At 43.6% G+C, this 18381-nt stretch carries 21 protein-coding genes and 1 pseudogene; 19 read left to right on the top strand and 3 right to left on the bottom strand.

The genetic code is table 11. The features are described 5' to 3' along the window. The first annotated feature begins 4 nt into the window (after nt 1–4). From EAI95_RS03605 to EAI95_RS03555, 11 genes and pseudogenes are all read left to right on the top strand, one after another. Nucleotides 5–424, top strand: coding sequence for a F0F1 ATP synthase subunit epsilon (locus EAI95_RS03605; protein WP_129822217.1), 420 nt, complete (start codon nt 5–7; stop codon nt 422–424). 87 nt (nt 425–511) lie between these two features. Then, nucleotides 512–742 (top strand): DUF1146 family protein, encoded by a 231-nt coding sequence (locus EAI95_RS03600; protein WP_129822216.1) that lies wholly within the window; start codon nt 512–514, stop codon nt 740–742. Nucleotides 743–808: 66 nt separating this feature from the next. Beyond that, the gene (gene murA, locus EAI95_RS03595; protein WP_006596619.1) at nt 809–2092 is read left to right on the top strand and encodes a UDP-N-acetylglucosamine 1-carboxyvinyltransferase; all 1284 of its coding nucleotides are present in this window, start codon (nt 809–811) and stop codon (nt 2090–2092) included. Next, entirely contained in the window at nt 2082–2270 is a 189-nt protein-coding gene (locus EAI95_RS03590) for a DNA-directed RNA polymerase subunit beta (protein ID WP_006596916.1), read from the top strand. The genes murA and EAI95_RS03590 overlap by 11 nt, the downstream gene beginning before the upstream one ends. 105 nt (nt 2271–2375) lie before the next feature. Next, the gene (locus EAI95_RS03585; RefSeq protein ID WP_155223237.1) at nt 2376–3188 is read left to right on the top strand and encodes a DNA/RNA non-specific endonuclease; all 813 of its coding nucleotides are present in this window, start codon (nt 2376–2378) and stop codon (nt 3186–3188) included. 166 nt (nt 3189–3354) lie between these two features. Further along, a complete protein-coding gene (locus tag EAI95_RS03580; protein WP_129822214.1) occupies nt 3355–4074 on the top strand; it encodes a matrixin family metalloprotease in 720 nt (239 codons plus the stop codon). Between the two features lie 60 nt (nt 4075–4134). Then, entirely contained in the window at nt 4135–4449 is a 315-nt protein-coding gene (locus tag EAI95_RS03575) for a hypothetical protein (protein ID WP_238662888.1), read from the top strand. An 82-nt stretch (nt 4450–4531) separates the two neighbouring features. After that, nucleotides 4532–6439 carry an ABC-F family ATP-binding cassette domain-containing protein gene (locus tag EAI95_RS03570; RefSeq protein ID WP_129822212.1) on the top strand — a complete coding sequence of 636 codons (1908 nt, stop codon included), beginning with the start codon at nt 4532–4534 and terminating at the stop codon, nt 6437–6439. Between the two features lie 204 nt (nt 6440–6643). After that, entirely contained in the window at nt 6644–7000 is a 357-nt protein-coding gene (locus EAI95_RS03565; RefSeq protein WP_041826267.1) for a hypothetical protein, read from the top strand. Between the two features lie 4 nt (nt 7001–7004). Next, nucleotides 7005–7880 (top strand): annotated as a pseudogene (locus tag EAI95_RS03560) (XRE/MutR family transcriptional regulator). 21 nt (nt 7881–7901) lie between these two features. Continuing rightward, entirely contained in the window at nt 7902–9089 is a 1188-nt protein-coding gene (locus EAI95_RS03555; RefSeq protein WP_129822211.1) for an MFS transporter, read from the top strand. Nucleotides 9090–9111: 22 nt separating this feature from the next. On the opposite strand, the gene EAI95_RS03550 is transcribed toward EAI95_RS03555, so the two are convergent. Genes EAI95_RS03550 through murT form a run of 3 tightly spaced genes read right to left on the bottom strand, consistent with a single transcriptional unit; the run spans nt 9112 to nt 11538 of the window. After that, a complete protein-coding gene (locus EAI95_RS03550; protein WP_129822210.1) occupies nt 9112–9396 on the bottom strand; it encodes a lipopolysaccharide assembly protein LapA domain-containing protein in 285 nt (94 codons plus the stop codon). Nucleotides 9397–9406: 10 nt separating this feature from the next. Beyond that, a complete protein-coding gene (gene gatD / locus EAI95_RS03545) occupies nt 9407–10195 on the bottom strand; it encodes a lipid II isoglutaminyl synthase subunit GatD (RefSeq protein WP_129822209.1) in 789 nt (262 codons plus the stop codon). Then, complete coding sequence (murT, locus tag EAI95_RS03540; protein ID WP_129822208.1) at nt 10195–11538, bottom strand: lipid II isoglutaminyl synthase subunit MurT; 1344 nt, start codon at nt 11536–11538, stop codon at nt 10195–10197. The genes gatD and murT overlap by 1 nt, the downstream gene beginning before the upstream one ends. Before the next feature lie 180 nt (nt 11539–11718). Here murT and cdaA point away from each other — a divergent pair, with 180 nt between their 5' ends. The 8 genes from cdaA to EAI95_RS03500 all read left to right on the top strand — a co-directional run bounded on the left by cdaA (nt 11719) and on the right by EAI95_RS03500 (nt 18318). Continuing rightward, nucleotides 11719–12567, top strand: a complete 849-nt coding sequence (gene cdaA, locus EAI95_RS03535; RefSeq protein WP_129822207.1) for a diadenylate cyclase CdaA — start codon at nt 11719–11721, stop codon at nt 12565–12567. Continuing rightward, entirely contained in the window at nt 12564–13304 is a 741-nt protein-coding gene (locus EAI95_RS03530; protein WP_126404030.1) for a CdaR family protein, read from the top strand. The genes cdaA and EAI95_RS03530 overlap by 4 nt, the downstream gene beginning before the upstream one ends. A gap of 27 nt (nt 13305–13331) precedes the next feature. Then, nucleotides 13332–14687 (top strand): phosphoglucosamine mutase, encoded by a 1356-nt coding sequence (glmM, locus tag EAI95_RS03525; protein ID WP_129822206.1) that lies wholly within the window; start codon nt 13332–13334, stop codon nt 14685–14687. Nucleotides 14688–14729: 42 nt separating this feature from the next. Further along, nucleotides 14730–16055, top strand: a complete 1326-nt coding sequence (locus EAI95_RS03520; RefSeq protein ID WP_129822205.1) for an Ig-like domain-containing protein — start codon at nt 14730–14732, stop codon at nt 16053–16055. A gap of 193 nt (nt 16056–16248) precedes the next feature. Continuing rightward, nucleotides 16249–16380: a DUF4044 domain-containing protein gene (locus EAI95_RS03515; RefSeq protein WP_006596603.1), complete on the top strand. Its 132-nt coding sequence runs from the start codon at nt 16249–16251 to the stop codon at nt 16378–16380. A 45-nt stretch (nt 16381–16425) separates the two neighbouring features. Then, nucleotides 16426–17739, top strand: coding sequence for a GTPase ObgE (obgE, locus tag EAI95_RS03510; protein ID WP_129268828.1), 1314 nt, complete (start codon nt 16426–16428; stop codon nt 17737–17739). 23 nt (nt 17740–17762) lie between these two features. Next, nucleotides 17763–17924 carry a hypothetical protein gene (locus EAI95_RS03505; protein ID WP_048717230.1) on the top strand — a complete coding sequence of 54 codons (162 nt, stop codon included), beginning with the start codon at nt 17763–17765 and terminating at the stop codon, nt 17922–17924. Between the two features lie 16 nt (nt 17925–17940). Then, entirely contained in the window at nt 17941–18318 is a 378-nt protein-coding gene (locus tag EAI95_RS03500; RefSeq protein WP_129822204.1) for a RidA family protein, read from the top strand. The last annotated feature ends 63 nt before the right edge of the window (nt 18319–18381 follow it).

The raw sequence follows: 18381 nt of genomic DNA, 5'->3' as shown, positions 1-18381 counted from the left end.
AAAGATGAGTCAAATGAACGTCCAAATCGTTACACCGGATGGACTGGTTTATGATCATCATGCCGCATTTGTATCTGTCAAGACAATTGATGGTGAATTAGGGATTTTACCTCGTCATATCAATACCATTGCGGTTTTGGCTGTAGACCAAGTCAAGGTCCGTCGGGTCGATGACGAAAAACACATTGATTGGATCGCCGTGAATGGTGGGATTATCGAAGTGGTAGATAATGTCATTACCATCGTAGCGGATTCGGCGGAACGCGCTCGAGACATTGATATTAGCCGGGCTGAGCGTGCAAAAATGCGTGCTGAAAAAGCCCTTGAAGAAGCCAAGGACCAACATTCTGTTGATATGGAACGTCGTGCCAAGATTGCCCTTCAACGCGCTATTAACCGGATTAATGTCGGAAATCGATTATAAATATAAAAAGAAGTTGATTGGATCGACTTCTTTTTTTCGAATCTTAAGAATATGAAAGGAAACTTTGTCTTATGGTATAATAGAGGTATGATTCAAATGATTTTTACTTTTTGCAGTCACTTATTGTTTATTTCCTTTGCCTACCACCTTCTTTCAACGGTGGTTCAGTGGGAGCGTTTTTTAAAGGTAAGCGCCGATACAGCTGTGAAAATTCGGCTTCTTATTTTATTGATCAGCATTAGTGTAGGCTATTTAACTAGTAGCTTCTTTATCAGTATTTACGAATTCAGTCGGCAACTGTTTAACGGGAACTTTTAGATTCTTTTTTGATGAATTTATGGTATGATAGTAGTCGTGACTGAATGAAATGGAGTAATAACGAGTATGGATAAAATTATTGTAAATGGTGGTCAAAATCGCCTAGTAGGAACTGTGAAAATCGAAGGAGCAAAGAATGCAGTCCTTCCTCTTTTAGCAGCAACTGTTTTGGCCAGTGAAGGAACAACAACTTTGACCAATGTTCCTGTTTTATCTGATGTCTTTACAATGAACAATGTCGTTCGTGGCTTGAACACACAAGTTACGTTTGATGAAGAAACCAATACAGTAGTCGTTGATGCGACGCAACCATTAACAGAAGAAGCGCCTTACAAATATGTCAGCAAGATGCGAGCTTCGATCGTCGTTCTAGGTCCTGTCTTGGCTCGAAATGGTCATGCCAAAGTTTCCATGCCGGGTGGCTGTACCATTGGAAGTCGTCCTATTGATCTCCACCTTAAAGGTCTGGAAGCCATGGGAGCGAAAATCACCCAAACGGCTGGTTACATTGAAGCCAAAGCAGATCGTCTTCGAGGAGCTCATATCTACATGGATTTCCCATCCGTAGGTGCCACCCAAAATATCATGATGGCAGCAACCTTAGCAGATGGAACAACGGTTATTGAGAACGCGGCCCGCGAACCTGAGATCGTGGACTTGGCCTCTCTTTTGAATAAGATGGGCGCTAAGGTACGTGGAGCAGGTACAGAAACCTTGACAATTGTTGGGGTGGATCGTTTGCATGGAGCGGTTCACAATGTCGTTCAAGACCGAATTGAGGCAGGAACCTTCATGGTTGGTGCAGCCATGACAGGTGGAGACGTTTTAATCGAGGATGCGATTTGGGAACACAACCGCCCTCTTCTTTCTAAGATGCAAGAAATGGGCGTTGAGGTAACGGAAGAAGAGAATGGCATTCGCATTCGCTCAGATGTTTCTAAATTGAAACCAGTGACGGTAAAAACTTTACCTTATCCAGGCTTCCCTACAGATATGCAGGCTCAATTTACTGCTTTGATGGCCATGGCTTCTGGTGAATCGACTATGATTGAGACGGTATTTGAAAATCGTTTCCAACACTTGGAAGAGATGCGTCGGATGGGCTTACATTCAGATATTATGAGAGATACAGCTCGCATCCAAGGTGGAGCTAGCTTACAAGGGGCTGAAGTAATGTCGACAGACTTGCGTGCTAGTGCAACCTTGATTTTAATGGGGCTTGTGGCTGAGGGAGAAACCAAAGTGAGCAAGTTAACCCACCTCGACCGTGGATATTTTAAATTCCATGAGAAATTGGTGGCCCTTGGAGCAGATGTACGTCGTGTGAAGGAAGATGATGATGAAAACTAAATTAAAAGCAATCGGAAAACAATTGGGAATCGTCTTATTGGTTCTTACTATCTTAGCGATTGTTTTCGCTCTTGGCTTGGTCATTGGATATGGTGTCATTGGCAATGGAAAGGATCCTTGGTCCATTCTCTCGCCAGATACCTGGAAGGAAATCCTTCAGAAATTTTCAGGTAAGTAACTATTTATCAAAAAGAGGAGCTTGAGATCGTGATCCCAGGCTCTTTCCCATTCAGTAGAAACAGAGGAAACCAGTGTGGCAAACAATCAAAAGAAACCACTTAAAATGAAAAAATCAGGACAAACCCTACTGGGCTTGGTGGTGGCAGCGGCCCTCTCCATCGGTGGCTATTACTTTAGTCAACCCCAGCCAGTCGCAAGTCACTCTCAGGTTCAAACGGTTGTTACTTCGAGTCAAGAGGCAACACCGAGTAAGGAACTAGCGGAGAGTGTTCTGACAGATAGTGTTCGAGCTAAACTAGGAAAAAACATTCAATGGAATGAAGCGGGCGCTTTCATCATTAACCAGAATAAAACCAATCTGGATGCGGATGTTGCTAGTCTTCCTTATGCAGATACCAAGACAAAGAATGTAAAAGGACGAGAGATCCCAACAGTTGCCAACGCTTTGATGACCAAGGCGACACGCCAATACCAAAAGAGAGAACAGACGGATGTAGATTGGGCTCCCGCTGGCTGGCACCAAGTAACCAATTTAGCTGGGGAATATGACCATGCGGTTGATCGGGGCCATCTTCTCGGCTATGCCTTGATTGGCAACTTAGATGGGTTTGATGCCTCGATGACGAATCCTAAAAATATTGCGGTTCAAACAGCTTGGGCCAACCAAGCGCGTGACAGTTTTTCAACGGGACAAAATTACTATGAAACCCTTGTTCGGAAGGCCTTAGATAAAAATAAGCGGGTCCGTTATAGGGTGACTCTCTACTATGCTTCAGATGAAGATTTGGTACCAGTTGGCAGTCAAATTGAAGCAAAATCGAGTGATGGCAGTCTAGAGTTTAACGTTTTTGTTCCAAATGTCCAGAGTGGGATTAGTTTGGATTATCGTACTGGAAAAGTAACAGTGCATCGCTAAGCTGCGTATAAAAGAAGAAGCAGGATGAAAAGGATTCGGTTGGCTTTGCTGTCAACTGGATCTTTTTCCTTTCATGACGTCACCCTTTAGCTTATTTTAAGAAAACTGAGGTAAAATAACCTCTTCTAGACCTAAACAAAGGTCTTCCTAAGGAAAGGAGGAACTTGTGAGAACCATTATAGCCATGATTCGTTTTCTAATACGGGTTATTTGGAGTCTTGTTTGGGGCTTGTTTTGGACTCTCGCCCTTAGTTTTGCTTTGCTGGTTGCTGCTTTATTCTTTAGTGGCAAAACCGGTAGCGGAATTGATGGAGTCAGTCGCGCAGCCCAAACGGTTGTCACCCAGGTAGATGCTTACTTTCATCGAGATGGTCCTCTACTGGGTCAGGGAAGTCCATCTGCTCAAGAGGACTTAGCAACAGATGGCCATACCTCTACAGGAGCAAGATGGGATCAGGCAACTGCAAAAGTTTATCTAGATCCTGAAATGGATGAGACCTTTACCCGTGCCTATGAGGAAGCTCTTGAGTCTTGGAATCAGACAGGGGCCTTCACTTTCCAACTTGTCACCAGTGAAGAAGAGGCCGATATCCTCTTGACAGAGATGGATGATAGCACGGTTTCTGCAGCGGGTGAGGCCGAATCTCAGACCAATGTTTTAACCAATCGTTTCAAACGGGTGACCGTTCGCTTGAATCGCTATTACCTACTTAATAAGCAGTACAACTATTCCCATCAGCGGATTGTGAATACGGCTGAGCATGAACTAGGCCATGCGATTGGTTTGGACCATACTGAGGAAGAGTCCGTTATGCAGGCAGCTGGTTCCTTTTATAGCATTCAAGAGCGGGATATTGAGGCTGTTCGGCAACTATACAAGGAGTAAGAATGATCAAACGTATACTGTATATTATTCGAACCTTTTCCAGAACAAGTGGCACTCTTTGTGTTTAACTCTGGAATCTTTCTATGGCTATCCCAAAAAGGGCAAGCAATTTCCCATGAATTAGGCATTCAACAGGCTTGGGAAAACTATGCTCCTGAAGGAGTCCGTCAATTTTTCGGGGACAATAAGGAAGCCGTCCAAGCTTTCTTCTCCCATTCGGCCATCACTTGGCTGATTGGCTCCATGACGATCCTGCTTGTGATTCGCTTTGTAAAGGGAGTCATCAAATGGGGCTTGCTTTTGCTGGTGATTGGCATCGGGCTTTTTCTCGCCTATCAGTACAGTCAATTGGCTTCCAATATCTCAGCTATTTAAAAAGTTAGGACAGGTCAAGCGCATCTAGCGTTTGGCCTTTTCTTCAATTGTCAATTTGTCAAAAGTAAGGTAAAATGAAACTATGATTATTTTACAAGCCAACAAAATTGAACGCTCTTTTGCAGGGGAGGTTCTTTTTGATAATATCAGCCTGCAAGTGGATGAACGGGACCGGATTGCCCTGGTCGGAAAGAACGGAGCCGGCAAGTCTACGCTCTTAAAAATCTTGGTGGGAGAAGAAGAGCCGACTTCTGGGGAAATCAATAAAAAGCGGGACCTTTCTCTCTCTTATTTAGCCCAGGATAGTCGATTTGAGTCGTCCAATACTATCTACGATGAGATGCTCCATGTCTTTGACGATCTCAGAAAGACCGAGAAAACCTTGCGGCAGATGGAGCTTGCGATGGGGGAAAAAACTGGGGCTGACTTAGAAAAACTCATGCAGGATTATGACCGTCTATCGGAAGAATTCCGTCAGGCAGGTGGTTTTACCTATGAGGCAGATATCCGTGCCATTCTCAACGGCTTTAAGTTTGATGAGTCCATGTGGCAGATGAAGATTGAAGAGCTGTCTGGTGGGCAAAATACACGTCTCGCTCTGGCCAAGATGCTCTTGGAAAAACCAAATCTCTTGGTACTGGACGAGCCGACCAACCACTTGGATATTGAGACCATCGCCTGGTTGGAAAACTATCTGGTCAATTATAGTGGGGCCCTTCTCATTGTCAGCCACGACCGGTATTTCCTAGATAAGGTTGCCACCATTACCTTGGACCTGACCAAGCACTCCTTGGACCGCTATGTCGGTAATTACTCCAGCTTTGTGGAGCAAAAAGAGCAAAAACTGCTGACTGAAGCTAAGAACTACGAGAAGCAGCAAAAAGAAATTGCGGCGCTGGAAGACTTTGTTAATCGCAATTTGGTGCGGGCGTCGACCACCAAACGGGCCCAGTCTCGTCGTAAGCAGTTGGAAAAAATGGAGCGCCTAGACAAGCCGGAAGCTGGGACCAAGTCTGCTCATATGACTTTCCATTCCGATAAGACATCAGGCAATGTCGTCCTGACAGTAGAAGAGGCAGCCGTCGGCTATGACGATCAAATCCTGTCAGAGCCCATCAATCTGGATATCCGCAAGATGAATGCGGTCGCTATTGTAGGACCAAATGGAATCGGGAAATCTACTCTTATCAAGTCTATTGTCGGGCAGATTCCTTTTATCAAGGGAGAAGCTCGTTTTGGGGCCAATGTCGAGGTAGGCTACTATGACCAGACTCAGAGTAAGCTAACCCCTCACAACAGTGTCTTGGATGAGCTCTGGAATGACTTTAAACTGACACCAGAAGTGGAGATCCGCAATCGCCTGGGAGCCTTTCTTTTCTCAGGGGATGATGTCAAGAAAACTGTCGGCATGCTGTCAGGTGGAGAGCGGGCGCGCTTGCTTCTTGCCAAGCTGTCCATGGAGAATAACAACTTCTTGATTCTCGATGAGCCGACTAACCACTTGGACATCGACAGCAAGGAAGTGCTAGAAAATGCCTTGATTGACTTTGACGGCACCCTGCTCTTTGTCAGCCACGACCGTTACTTTATCAATCGGGTGGCTACACAAGTCTTGGAACTGTCGGAAGAAGGCTCAACTCTTTATCTAGGAGACTATGATTATTATCTGGAGAAAAAAGCGGAGTTAGAGGCTCTTTCTGCAGCACAAGCAGAAGATATGCCTGTTTCTTCGACAGAAGAAGTCACTAGCAATGACTATCACTTGCAGAAGCAAAACCAGAAGGAACTCCGGAAAATCACCCGTCGCATTGAGCAATTGGAAGCGGAGATGGAAGAGCTGGATCAAAAAATCCAAGACATCACCGAAACCATGCATAGCACCAACGATGCAGCTGACTTGGTTCAACTCCAAAGCGAGCTGGACCAACTAACTGTCCAGCAGGAAGCGGTCATGGAAGAGTGGGCAGAACTGTCAGAGCAGGTGGAATAAATTGAAGATTTGGGCAAAGTTTTCGTGAATTTCGAATTAATAAGAATTACACGTTGAAAGAAGTTGCGGGCCACTGACGCTTGCGAACTCATGGAGAGCCAGTAGCAAATCGACCAGCTGACCGCCGCCCAAGAAGAAGCCATGCTAGAATGGGAAGCACTAGCGCAGTAAGTATAGTTTTCTAATTTGTATAAGGAGAATATAATGGCTACTGAAAATGATTGGTTTATGAAGCAGGTTAAAGGTGTAGCTGACATGATTGGTACAACTTTGCGCCTACAGATTCAAAATTTAGATTTGGGGCAGTATGAGGATGAGGAAGGAAGACTCATCAACGGGGCTCACTATCTTCAGCAAGTCCTAGAAGAGCAGCGCTTCGCAGAGGCCATTTCTTTTGTTGAAGAGCAGATGAAACGCCTACCCCTTCATCAGTATGATCTATTGGTTGATTGGCTGATTTCCTACTTAAGACAATTAGATGTTTCCGTGAAAGAAGATCAAGGATTCTACGAAGGGTACTTGCAAGAGTTAGAAAGGCACTTAAAGGAATTTAAGTGGTAATCAAATGGAAGATTTAGGCAAAGTTTTTCGTGAATTTCGAATCAGTAAAAATTATTCATTGAAAGAAGCTGCAGGAGAAGCTTGCTCGACCTCCCAGTTATCCCGTTTTGAATTGGGGGAGTCGGATCTGGCTGCTTCGCGCTTCTTTGACATTTTGGACAATATCCATGTGACGATTGAGAATTTTATGGATAAGGCCAGAAATTTTTAACACCATGAGCATGTCGCTTTGATGGCCCAGATTATTCCACTTTACTATTCAAATGATATTGCAGGTTTTCAAAAGCTTCAAAGAGAACAACTTGAAAAAGCCAAACATTCCACCAATCCTCTCTATTTTGAGCTGAACTGGATCCTGCTACAAGGCCTGATTTGCCAGAGAGATGTCAGCTACACGATGAAGCAGCGTGATCTGGATAAGGTGGCGGATTACCTCTTTCAAACGGAAGAGTGGACCATGTATGAGTTGATCCTCTTTGGCAATCTCTATAGCTTTTATGATGTGGACTATGTCACACGGCTTGGGAGAGAAGTGATGGAGCGCGAAGATTTCTACAAGGAAATTGGTCGCCATCGAAAACTGGTCTTGATTCTGGCTCTGAATTGCTACCAGCATTGTTTAGAACACTGTTCTTTTGAAAATGCCAGCTATTTTGAAGCCTCTGTAGAAAAGATTATCGGGAAGAGCATCAAGCTCTACGAACGCAATATCTTTCATTATCTCAAGGGATTTGCCCTCTATCAGAAGGGGCAAACAGAAAAAGGGTGGCAGCAAATGCAGGAAGCCATGCATATTTTTGACGTGCTAGGACTGCCAGAGCAGGTGGCCTATTATCAAGAACACTTTGATAAATTTGTAAAAAATGAATGTTCTAAATAGGACAGTGATAAAGGAGATTTTATGAACCGACATGCGGTCCAATTAATTAGTCGTGGAGCTATTAACAAAATTGGAAATATGCTCTATGACTACGGAAATAGTGTCTGGTTGGCCTCGATGGGGACTATAGGAAAGACGGTATTAGGGATCTATCAGATTTCTGAGTTAGTGACAGGGATTCTCGTGAATCCTTTTGGAGGAGTGATTTCAGACCGTTTTTCGCGTCGTAAGATTTTGATGACCACCGACCTGGTTTGTGGTCTCCTTTGTTTGGGCATTTCTTTTATCACAAATGATAGCTTGATGATTGCGGCCTTGATTTTTGCCAATATTGTCCAGGCCATTGCCTTTGCTTTCTCTCGTACGGCTAATAAAGCCATTATCACAGAAGTTGTAGACAAGGACGAGATTGTGACCTATAATGCCCACTTGGAGTTGGTCTTACAGGTTGTTGGTGTCAGCTCTCCTGTGTTTTCTTTTCTTGTTTTACAATTTGCCAGTCTCCACGCGACTCTCTTACTGGATGCCCTAACTTTTTTCATCGCCTTTGTTCTAGTGGCATTTCTTCCGAAAGAAGAAGCCAAAGCTCAAGAGAAGAAGCCTTTTACGGGAAAAGATATTTTTTCGGATATGAAAGATGGACTAGACTACATCTGGCATCAGAAAGAGATTTTCTTACTCCTCTTGGTGGCTTCCAGTGTCAATTTCTTCTTTGCAGCCTTTGAGTTTTTGCTCCCATTTTCGAATCGCCTTTACGGGGTCAAAGGAGCCTATGCAACTATCTTAACCTTGGGCGCTATAGGCTCAATCATCGGAGCTCTCATAGCCAATAAATTTAAATCCAGCATGGAGATGCTTTTATTCTTATTGATTCTAACAGGAGTAGGGGTCTTCATGATGGGCTTGCCCCTTCCACCTCTTCTTTCCTTTTCTGGAAATTTAGTTTGTGAACTCTTTATGACGATTTTTAATATCCACTTTTTTACCCAAGTGCAAACCAAGGTGGAAGGAGACTATCTGGGCAGGGTCTTAAGCACGATTTTTACCCTAGCCATTCTCTTTATGCCCATCGCCAAAGGGTTGATGACTTGGTTGCCAAGCGTCCGTATGGAATCATTTCTCTTGATTGGAGCTGGGGTTATTCTCTTTTCGCTCCTAGCTCAAGTAGTCGCCAAGAAATTACAAGCAAAAGAAGGTACATCAGCATGAAAAAAGCACCGATCGGTGCTTTTTAGTTGTTTTCTTTTTCTTCTGTCTTGATTTCTTTCTTTGCTTCTTCCAGTTGCTTTTGAGTGCTCTTGAGTTCTCTTTTTAGGGAGAAGCCCTTTGAAAAATTAATCAAGTTCATGACGAATGCACCTAAGAGGACACAGAGCAAGATCAGAATGATCAAAGGCAATTTAAATTGGACCAAGAGGAAATTTACGGTAACCGATTGCATGTTTGCAAGGGAAATACCAGCAATCAATAAAATTAAAAGTAATAAAGCAATGTAGTGTAGATTATTTTTGTTCATCATTATCTCCTTATTGTTCAGCAGGGGCCTTGCTTTTCACATCAGCGTACTCTTCCGGCTTCTCTAGGCTTAGAATCTCCTCATAAGCCGGTAGGGAAAGGTCCTTGCCATATTTATTTTTTAAAGCAGTGCTCACTAGTCGATAGGCCAAATTGGCGTTTCGGGACAAGATAGGGCCGTGGAAGTAGCTACCAAAGACGTTCTTGTAATGAACCCCTTCGCATCCATCTTCTTTGTTGTTCCCATTTCCATAGACGACCTTGCCCAGTGGTTTTTCATCCTCAGCCAAGAAGGTCCGACCTTGGTGGTTCTCAAAACCATAATAGGTTTCGTTAAATTCTTCGTTATGGATTTTGATATCACCGATATAGCGGTTGTTGACTTGGTTGAGCGTATAGTGGCCCATAATACCGAGGCCCTCAATGCGTTTGCCAGAAGCTTCAATGTAGTATTGGCCTAGAAGCTGAAAGCCACCACAGATAGCTAGAACCACGCCATCGTCATGAATGAAGCGTTCGAGGTCTTCTTTTTTATCTGGTAGGTCCTCAGATACAATGGTCTGCTCGTAGTCTTGCCCGCCGCCGAAAAAGGCGATATCGTAGGCATCAGGGTCGAACCGGTCTTTGAGAGAGACGATATCCACTGTGACATGGGCTCCAAGCTTTTCCGCAACGTACTTGAGCATGAGGATATTTCCATTGTCCCCATAGGTATTCATTAAGTTGCCATAGAGATGGGCAATGCGCAGGCTGTAGGGATACTGTGCCTGATCAGAAGATTCTAGGGAAGTATAAGTCATTAGTGCATCTCCTTTTCAATCAGGTGTTCTTGGGCCAAGAGTTCACGGAATTCTAGCATGGCTGTATAGGTAGCTAAAATGTAAGCGTGAGGGGTTTCCTGTTGCTGGATGCGTTGGAAGACCTCTTTTAAATCAGCCATTTCTGTGATCTTTTCTGCAGGATAGCCAGTGACCCGAAGTCGTCGAGCAATCTCAGAGTGGCGCACTCCGCCAGCGTTGATCTCTGGAATGTCCATCTGGGTGATTTGCTCAAAGTCGGCATCCCAAATCCAGCTCGTATCGATTCCATCTGCATAGTTGGCGTTGAGAAGAACGGACAAGCTGAAGGGATATGGCGCTAGTTTGATCATTTCAATAGCCTGAGTAGCTCCAACCGGATTTTTAATCAGGACCAAGGTACATTCCTTATCCCCAATCTTAAAGGTTTCCTGACGGCCAAAGACAGCGCGACTGCGATCAAATCCTTGCTTGATGACTTCAGGTTGTACTCCAAAGAATCCAGCAACAGAGACAGCTGCTAAGGCATTGTAGATGTTGTAGAGACCACCGATATTGATGTGGTAATCTTGCCCTTGGATCCGGAAGTTGGAAGATCGATGGGTTAAAGAGATGAGGTCCGATACGGCATAGGTCAGAGGGGGCCGGTGGAAACCACAGTGTTCACAGATATAATCTCCCAGGTTAGCATAGGTATTGAGCTTGTACTTGAGGATGTTGTGGCAATGCGGGCACAGGATTCCTTCGGTATTGTAATGGGCTAGTTGTGGCTCTGATTTTTCTGTATCAAATCCATAATATTGGATCGGATTGGATAAGGTCTGACTATTAAATAGCGGACTATCTCCATTTAACAGAACCGTCGCAGTTGGGACCTTGTGAATGGCATCCAAAATCATTTGGTAGGTCGTATAGATCTCTCCGTAGCGGTCCATCTGATCCCGGAAAATATTGGTGACCACAAAAAGGCTGGGCTGGATGTAATCACAAATCCGAGAGAGGCTGGCCTCGTCAATTTCAAGTACCGCGATCGGTCGATTTGATTTCGAACGCTTAGCCCGTAAGAAGGTCGTTGTAATCCCAGAGATCATATTGGCCCCGCTTGGATTGGTTAAAATCGGTCCGAAAGCCTCCTGAAGAATGCCAACAGTGAGAGCTGTTGTTAGTGTTTTCCCATTCGTACCAGTGATAACCACAATTTCGTAGTTCTGGGCCAGGTATTGTAAAATGTCTTTATCAATTTGGAGGGCGATTTTTCCAGGAAGGGTAGAGCCACGACCAAGCAAACGCAAGAGGTGACTACTCGTTTTTCCGGCAATAAGCCCTATACTAGTCTTAATCTTCATAATTCATATTTTATCACAAAAACCAACAGAAGGTTACAGAAAAATCTGTTGAAACATGATATAATGATGTAGAGTAGTTTGAACGCGCTATCCATTTGCTAGAAGCCCTGTGTTTCCAGTAATCATCCACAGTTGTTAGCTGCGTGAAAAGCCTAGAAGAGAAGTGGTAGGTATGAGATTGTGAACATCCAACAATTGTCAAATCCCCAGTATTGGGCCAGTTTATTTCCCACTCCATGGAGTGTGGTTGTCAACCTGATTGACATTGCCCTAGTAGCTTGGTTATTGTATTATTTTATAAAAGCCATTGTCGGCACTAAAATTATGATTTTAGTCCGTGGTGTCTTGACCTTTTTCTTATTTGAGTTAGTTGCCAATATGATTGGTCTGACGACCATTTCTTGGTTGATCAACCAAATCATCACCTACGGGGTCATTGCTGCGGTAGTGATTTTCTCTCCGGAAATTCGGACGGGATTAGAACGATTAGGTCGAGCAACTGAATTTTTCTCAACCAACCAGATTAGTACAGAAGAAAAATTGGTTCAATCCTATGTAAAAGCCGTTGCTTATATGAGTCCTCGAAAGATTGGTGCCTTGGTTGCTATTCAAGGGAGTAGAACCCTTCAAGAATATATTTCTACGGGTATTCCCCTCGATGCAGATGTTTCGGGTGAACTTCTGATTAATATTTTTATTCCCAACACCCCGCTTCACGATGGGGCAGTGATTGTCACCAATGATAAAATTGCTGTATCTTGTGCTTATCTCCCCTTAACAGAAAGCACGGGAATTTCAAAAGAGTTCGGTACGCGACACCGGGCTGCAATCGGCTTGTCTGAGGTAAGTGATGCCTTCACCTTTGTTGTTTCGGAAGAAACGGGTGGTATCTCCATTGCGAGAAATGGGAGCTTTAGACACGACCTCAGTATCGAAGAATTCGAACAAGAATTGCGTTCCTTCATTATTCCAGAAGATCAAGGAAAAAAAGATTTGAAATCAAGAATTTTTGGAGGACGTATCAAATGATTCCAAAAAGAAAAATTGTCTATATTGTGACATCAGTCTTTTTCTCAAGTCTCTTATTCATCATTGCCACCTCTGTTAATTTCCAGAATAACAGTAGTGCGCGTCAAGTGAGCTCTGAAACTTACACGAACACCTTAACCAATATTCCGATTGATGTAAAATATAACGATAGTAAATATTTTGTCAGTGGGATTAGCTCAGAAGTGACCGTCTTTCTGAAAGGGTCCAATCGTGTCGCCTTAGCATCAGAAATGCAGGCTAGTACTCGTAAATTTAAAGTGGTAGCTGATCTTAGCAATCTGAAAGAGGGCCAGCATGAAATCACCTTAAAGGTCGAAGACCTGCCTTCAGGATTGACTGCAACCATCGAACCTCAGAAAGTTACTGCAAAAATTGGTAAGAAAAAAACGAAAAAGTTTGATGTTTCCGTCACGGTACCAGACAAACAAATTGCCCCAGGGTGGAGTCTCTCACATGTTACTTTTTCTGAGGATAAGGTCTCTGTAACCAGCGACCAGGACACTTTAGCCAAAGTTGATCATGTAGAAGCCATCTTCCCTGAAGGAGATCTTTTAAACAATACCTATACGGCAACCGTCTCCTTAAAGGCGGTAGATAGCGAGGGGAATGATTTACCTGTCATTATCTCTCCATCAGAGCTATACATGAAGATTGAGCTGAAACAGACAAGTTCTAGCTCTTCTTCATCCAGTTCCTCATCAAATAATAGCAATTAATAAAGAATCATCGAAAGGATTATCATAATGGGTAAATATTTTGGAACGGACGGAGTCCGTGGAGAAGCAAACGTCGAATTGACGCCAGAGTTGGCCTTTAAGCTCGGTCGATACGGAGGGTATGTCCTCAGTCAACATGAGCAAGAAACTCCACTTGTTTTCGTAGGACGAGATACCCGTATTTCTGGTGAAATGTTAGAAAGTGCTCTCGTAGCAGGTCTCCTATCTGTAGGGATTAAAGTTTATAAATTGGGTGTAATTGCAACACCAGGTGTAGCTTATTTGGTTCGTTCTGAAGGTGCAAGTGCTGGGGTCATGATTTCTGCCAGTCATAATCCAGCCCTAGACAATGGGATTAAATTCTTTGGGAATGACGGCTATAAATTAGACGATGACCGTGAACTAGAGATTGAAGCCTTATTGGATGCGGAGACTGATACTCTTCCTCGTCCTAGTGCAGAAGGTCTTGGAACAGTGATGGACTATCCTGAAGGACTTCGTAAGTATCAAGAATACTTAGTTTCAACTGGGACCCAGCTTGAAGGAATGCACGTGGCTTTGGATGCTGCGAATGGTTCCGCATCTACAAGCGCCCGTCAAGTCTTTGCTGACCTAGGAGCACGTTTGACAGTTATTGGAGAAAGCCCAAATGGTCTTAATATCAATGACCAAGTAGGATCGACCCATCCTGAGGCTTTGCAAGAGGCTGTCCGAGAATCTGGTGCGGCTATTGGTTTGGCTTTTGATGGTGATAGTGATCGTTTGATTGCAGTTGATGAAAATGGGGACCTTGTTGATGGTGATAAAATCATGTACATCATTGGGACTTACCTTTCTGAGAAGGGCCTCTTAAAAGATAACACCATCGTAACGACCGTTATGTCCAATCTTGGCTTCCATAAGGCTTTGGATGCCAAGGGTATTAACAAGGTTGTGACTGCTGTCGGAGACCGTTATGTAGTTGAAGAGATGCGGAAGTCTGGTTACAATCTAGGTGGTGAACAGTCTGGTCACGTGATTGTCATGGACTACAATACCACTGGAGATGGTCAGATGAGTGCCGTTCAATTGACCAAGATTATGCAAGAAACTGGTCGTACATTATCAGACCTTGCATCAGAAGTTACCATCTATCCTCAAAAATTGGTCAATATTCGTGTTGAAAACAGCATGAAAGACAAGGCTATGGAAGTGCCTGCTATTCGTGCGATTATTGAAAAGATGGAAGCTGAAATGGCTGGAAATGGTCGCATCTTAGTGCGTCCAAGTGGTACCGAACCTCTTCTTCGTGTCATGGCAGAAGCTCCGACTGATGAAGAAGTGGATTACTATGTGGATACAATTGCTGCTGTAGTCAAAGATGAAATTGGTCTTAAAGATTAAATAAAGAAGTGAACTCTCCAAGCGAGAGTTGAGGAGGTCAATATGAAATATTTACGTCGAATCATGTGGTCCCTAGCCCTTGTTGCTACAGTCCTCTTTTCAAATGCTTTTGTTCAAAACATTCAAGCGTCAGAAGTCCTGTCTTATACGCAAACAGCTAGTCTGACCAAGGATAACCAAGCAGTAACCAGTGGAACCACAGTCTTAACAAACGAGAAATTGTCTGCTACCATCAATGTAGCCTTTCCAGATACACAAGCCATTCAAGCAGGTGACACCCTGACCTTGGCTTTGCCGAAAGAATTAACCTTCTATACAGCTCTCGAATTTGATGTGGTGGAAGAAGGTCAAACAAATGGTCAGACAGTCGGGAAAGCTGTTGTCAATACAGCAAACAAGACAGTAACGGTCACATTTAACGATTACTTTGCTTCCCACCCACTCAATAAACGCGTAGCTTTGCGTTTTGATGTGAAAGTGGATCCAGAGGTTGTTACAAAAACATCCCCACTGACCTTTAAAATTGGTAATACAGATTTTTCGTTAAACTACGAAAAAACGGATGGTCAAGCTGGTGACTATGAAATGAAATATGGCTACCAAGATCAAAAGGATCCAACGATTGTAAAATGGCGGATTATCTTAAATGCTCGTCAAGATATCCTTCGTGGCATGGTCATTAAGGATCAATTTGGAGATGGTTTGACACTGGTAGAAGGTAGTTTCCGTGCGGTTCGCTTTAGTCCAGTAGAAGGTGGCATTAGAAATGAAGCCCATATTTTAAGTCTGCCAGTTTTAGACAATTTCAGTAAAAAAGCTGTCTTCGACAAGAATGAAGCTGGTCAGATCACAGGATTTACTATTGACTTTGGTAATAACTACAATTGGCCAATGTACATCGAATACTCTACTAAAGTAGCTCCTGGTACAAAAGTTGGCGATCTCGTTCATAACAGCTTGACATGGACAGCAACCAATTTCCCAGAGCCACGTAGCTTAACACGAGAAGTGAGATTGGAAACAGGTTCTGGAGAAGGATTGGGTGAGAAAGAACAAACGCCACCGACACCAGATCCGGAACCATCTAAACCGCAACCGGATCCAAAACCAAGTCCAGATCCAGAGCCATCTAAACCGCAACCGGATCCAAAACCAAGTCCAGATCCAGAGCCATCCAAATCACAACCAGATCCAAGATCATCAAACTCATCATCAACTTCTGTTAAAGAAGAAGAAGCACCAAAACCTGGTAAGAAAAAAGTTCTTCCAAGTACAGGTGAAAAGATGACGCCTGTGATTATCCTGGTTGGTATTTTGGGATGTGCAGTTGGCTTTACTGTGTTACGGTCTAAGAAGTTAACAAAATAATACTCGCTTTTAAAAGGCTGGAATTTTCCAGTCTTTTTTATTTGATGGATAAAAAATGGATTTGAACCAGTGTGGAGGTTGAAAAATTTATTTTATCCAAAGCTACCCTTACGTCTAGAGGTGGATGTTTGAAAAATGCCCTTATTCGTGGTAAAATAGGGCTAATGAATTTATTGTAATTGAGGTAAAAAACGTGGCTTTTGGAGACAACGGAAAACGCAAAAAAACTTTCTTTGAAAAATTGACCATGCTGGTCATTGTAATTATGTTGATTGTAACGGTTGGAGCAATCTTTGCTGCAGCTTTGGGTGCACTATCCTACTAAGGGACTACCAAGCAATACTTGGTTATAAAAGGAAAACGATAAACTATGAGTATGTTTTTAGATACAGCCAAGATTAAGGTCAAGGCTGGAAATGGCGGCGATGGCATGGTGGCCTTTCGCCGTGAAAAGTATGTTCCCAATGGCGGCCCTTGGGGTGGTGATGGTGGACGCGGAGGCAATGTCATTTTCGTTGTAGACGAAGGCTTGCGCACGCTGATGGACTTCCGCTATAACCGGCATTTCAAAGCCCAAAATGGGGAAAAAGGGATGACCAAAGGGATGCACGGACGGGGAGCAGAAGATCTCTATGTACGAGTTCCCCAAGGAACGACAGTCCGAGATGCTGAGACAGGAAAGGTCATTACCGACTTGGTTGAAAATGGGCAAGAGTACATTGTTGCCCATGGAGGACGTGGAGGACGCGGGAATATTCGTTTTGCAACTCCTAAAAATCCAGCACCTGAGATTTCAGAAAATGGGGAACCGGGTCAGGAACGCGAACTCGAATTAGAACTCAAGGTCTTGGCAGACGTTGGTCTGGTTGGCTTCCCATCAGTAGGGAAATCAACTCTTCTTAGTGTGATTACTTCTGCCAAACCAAAAATTGGGGCCTATCATTTTACAACCATCGTTCCAAACTTGGGCATGGTTCGGACGCCGTCAGGTGAATCCTTTGCAGTAGCAGACCTTCCTGGATTGATTGAAGGGGCTAGCCAAGGGGTCGGACTGGGGACTCAGTTCCTTCGTCACATCGAGCGCACCCGTGTCATCTTGCATGTCATCGATATGTCAGCCAGTGAAGGACGCGATCCTTATGAAGATTATGTTCAAATCAATAAAGAGCTTGAAACCTATAATCTTCGCTTGATGGAACGTCCGCAGATTATCGTGGCGAATAAGATGGATATGCCAGAGAGCCAGGAAAATTTGAAAGAGTTCAAGAAAAAATTGGCCGCCAATTACGACGAGTTTGATGAACTACCACAGATCTTCCCAATCTCTAGTTTGGCGCATCAAGGTTTGGACAACTTGTTAGAAGCAACAGCAGACTTGTTAGACAAAACACCAGAATTCTTGCTCTATACGGAAGAAGATATGGCACAAGAAGAAGTTTACTACGGCTTTGATGAGGACCAACCAGCCTTCGAGATCAATCGCGATGATGATGCTTCTTGGATCTTGTCTGGTGATAAGCTAGAGAAGCTCTTCAATATGACCAATTTTGATCGCGACGAGTCTGTCATGAAATTTGCGCGTCAATTGCGTGGAATGGGTGTCGATGAAGCCCTTCGTGCGCGTGGAGCCAAAGACGGAGATATCGTACGGATCGGTAAATTTGAATTTGAATTTGTTGACTAATTAGATGTAAAGAGGAGAAGAAGATGGGAGATAAACCTATATCCTTTCGTGATAAAGACGGAAATTTTGTCTCTGCTGCAGACGTTTGGAATGCAGAAAAATTGGAAGAACTCTTTAATAAGCTGAATCCCAATCGTAAGTTACGGTTAGAACGGGAAAAATTAGCAACATCCAGTGAAAATTAGGAATCAGGAGAAGAAAATGGCAAAAACAATTCACACAGACAAAGCACCAGCAGCAATTGGACCTTATGTTCAAGGAAAAATTGTGGGCAATCTCTTATTTGCAAGTGGGCAAGTTCCGCTTTCACCAGAAACAGGTGAAATTGTTGGAGAAACCATCCAAGAACAAACGGAGCAAGTGTTGAAGAATATTGCTGCTATCCTTGAGGAAGCTGGAACGGACTTTGATCACGTAGTTAAAACAACCTGTTTCTTAAGTGATATGAATGATTTTGTCCCTTTTAACGAGGTCTACAAAACAGCATTTTCAAGTGAATTTCCAGCACGTTCTGCAGTAGAAGTGGCTCGCTTGCCACGCGACGTCAAAGTTGAAATTGAAGTCATTGCAGAAGTATAGTCTGAATAGAGGAATGCATTCGGGAAATAAGAATGCTGGAGTGAGAGCCATCGACTGACCAAC

The sequence above is a fragment of the Streptococcus sp. bf_0095 genome (assembly GCF_004166885.1).
Lineage (GTDB): Bacteria > Bacillota > Bacilli > Lactobacillales > Streptococcaceae > Streptococcus.
The sequence above is the reverse complement of the archived record's forward strand: the minus strand, read 5'-3'. Positions and strand labels throughout refer to the sequence as shown.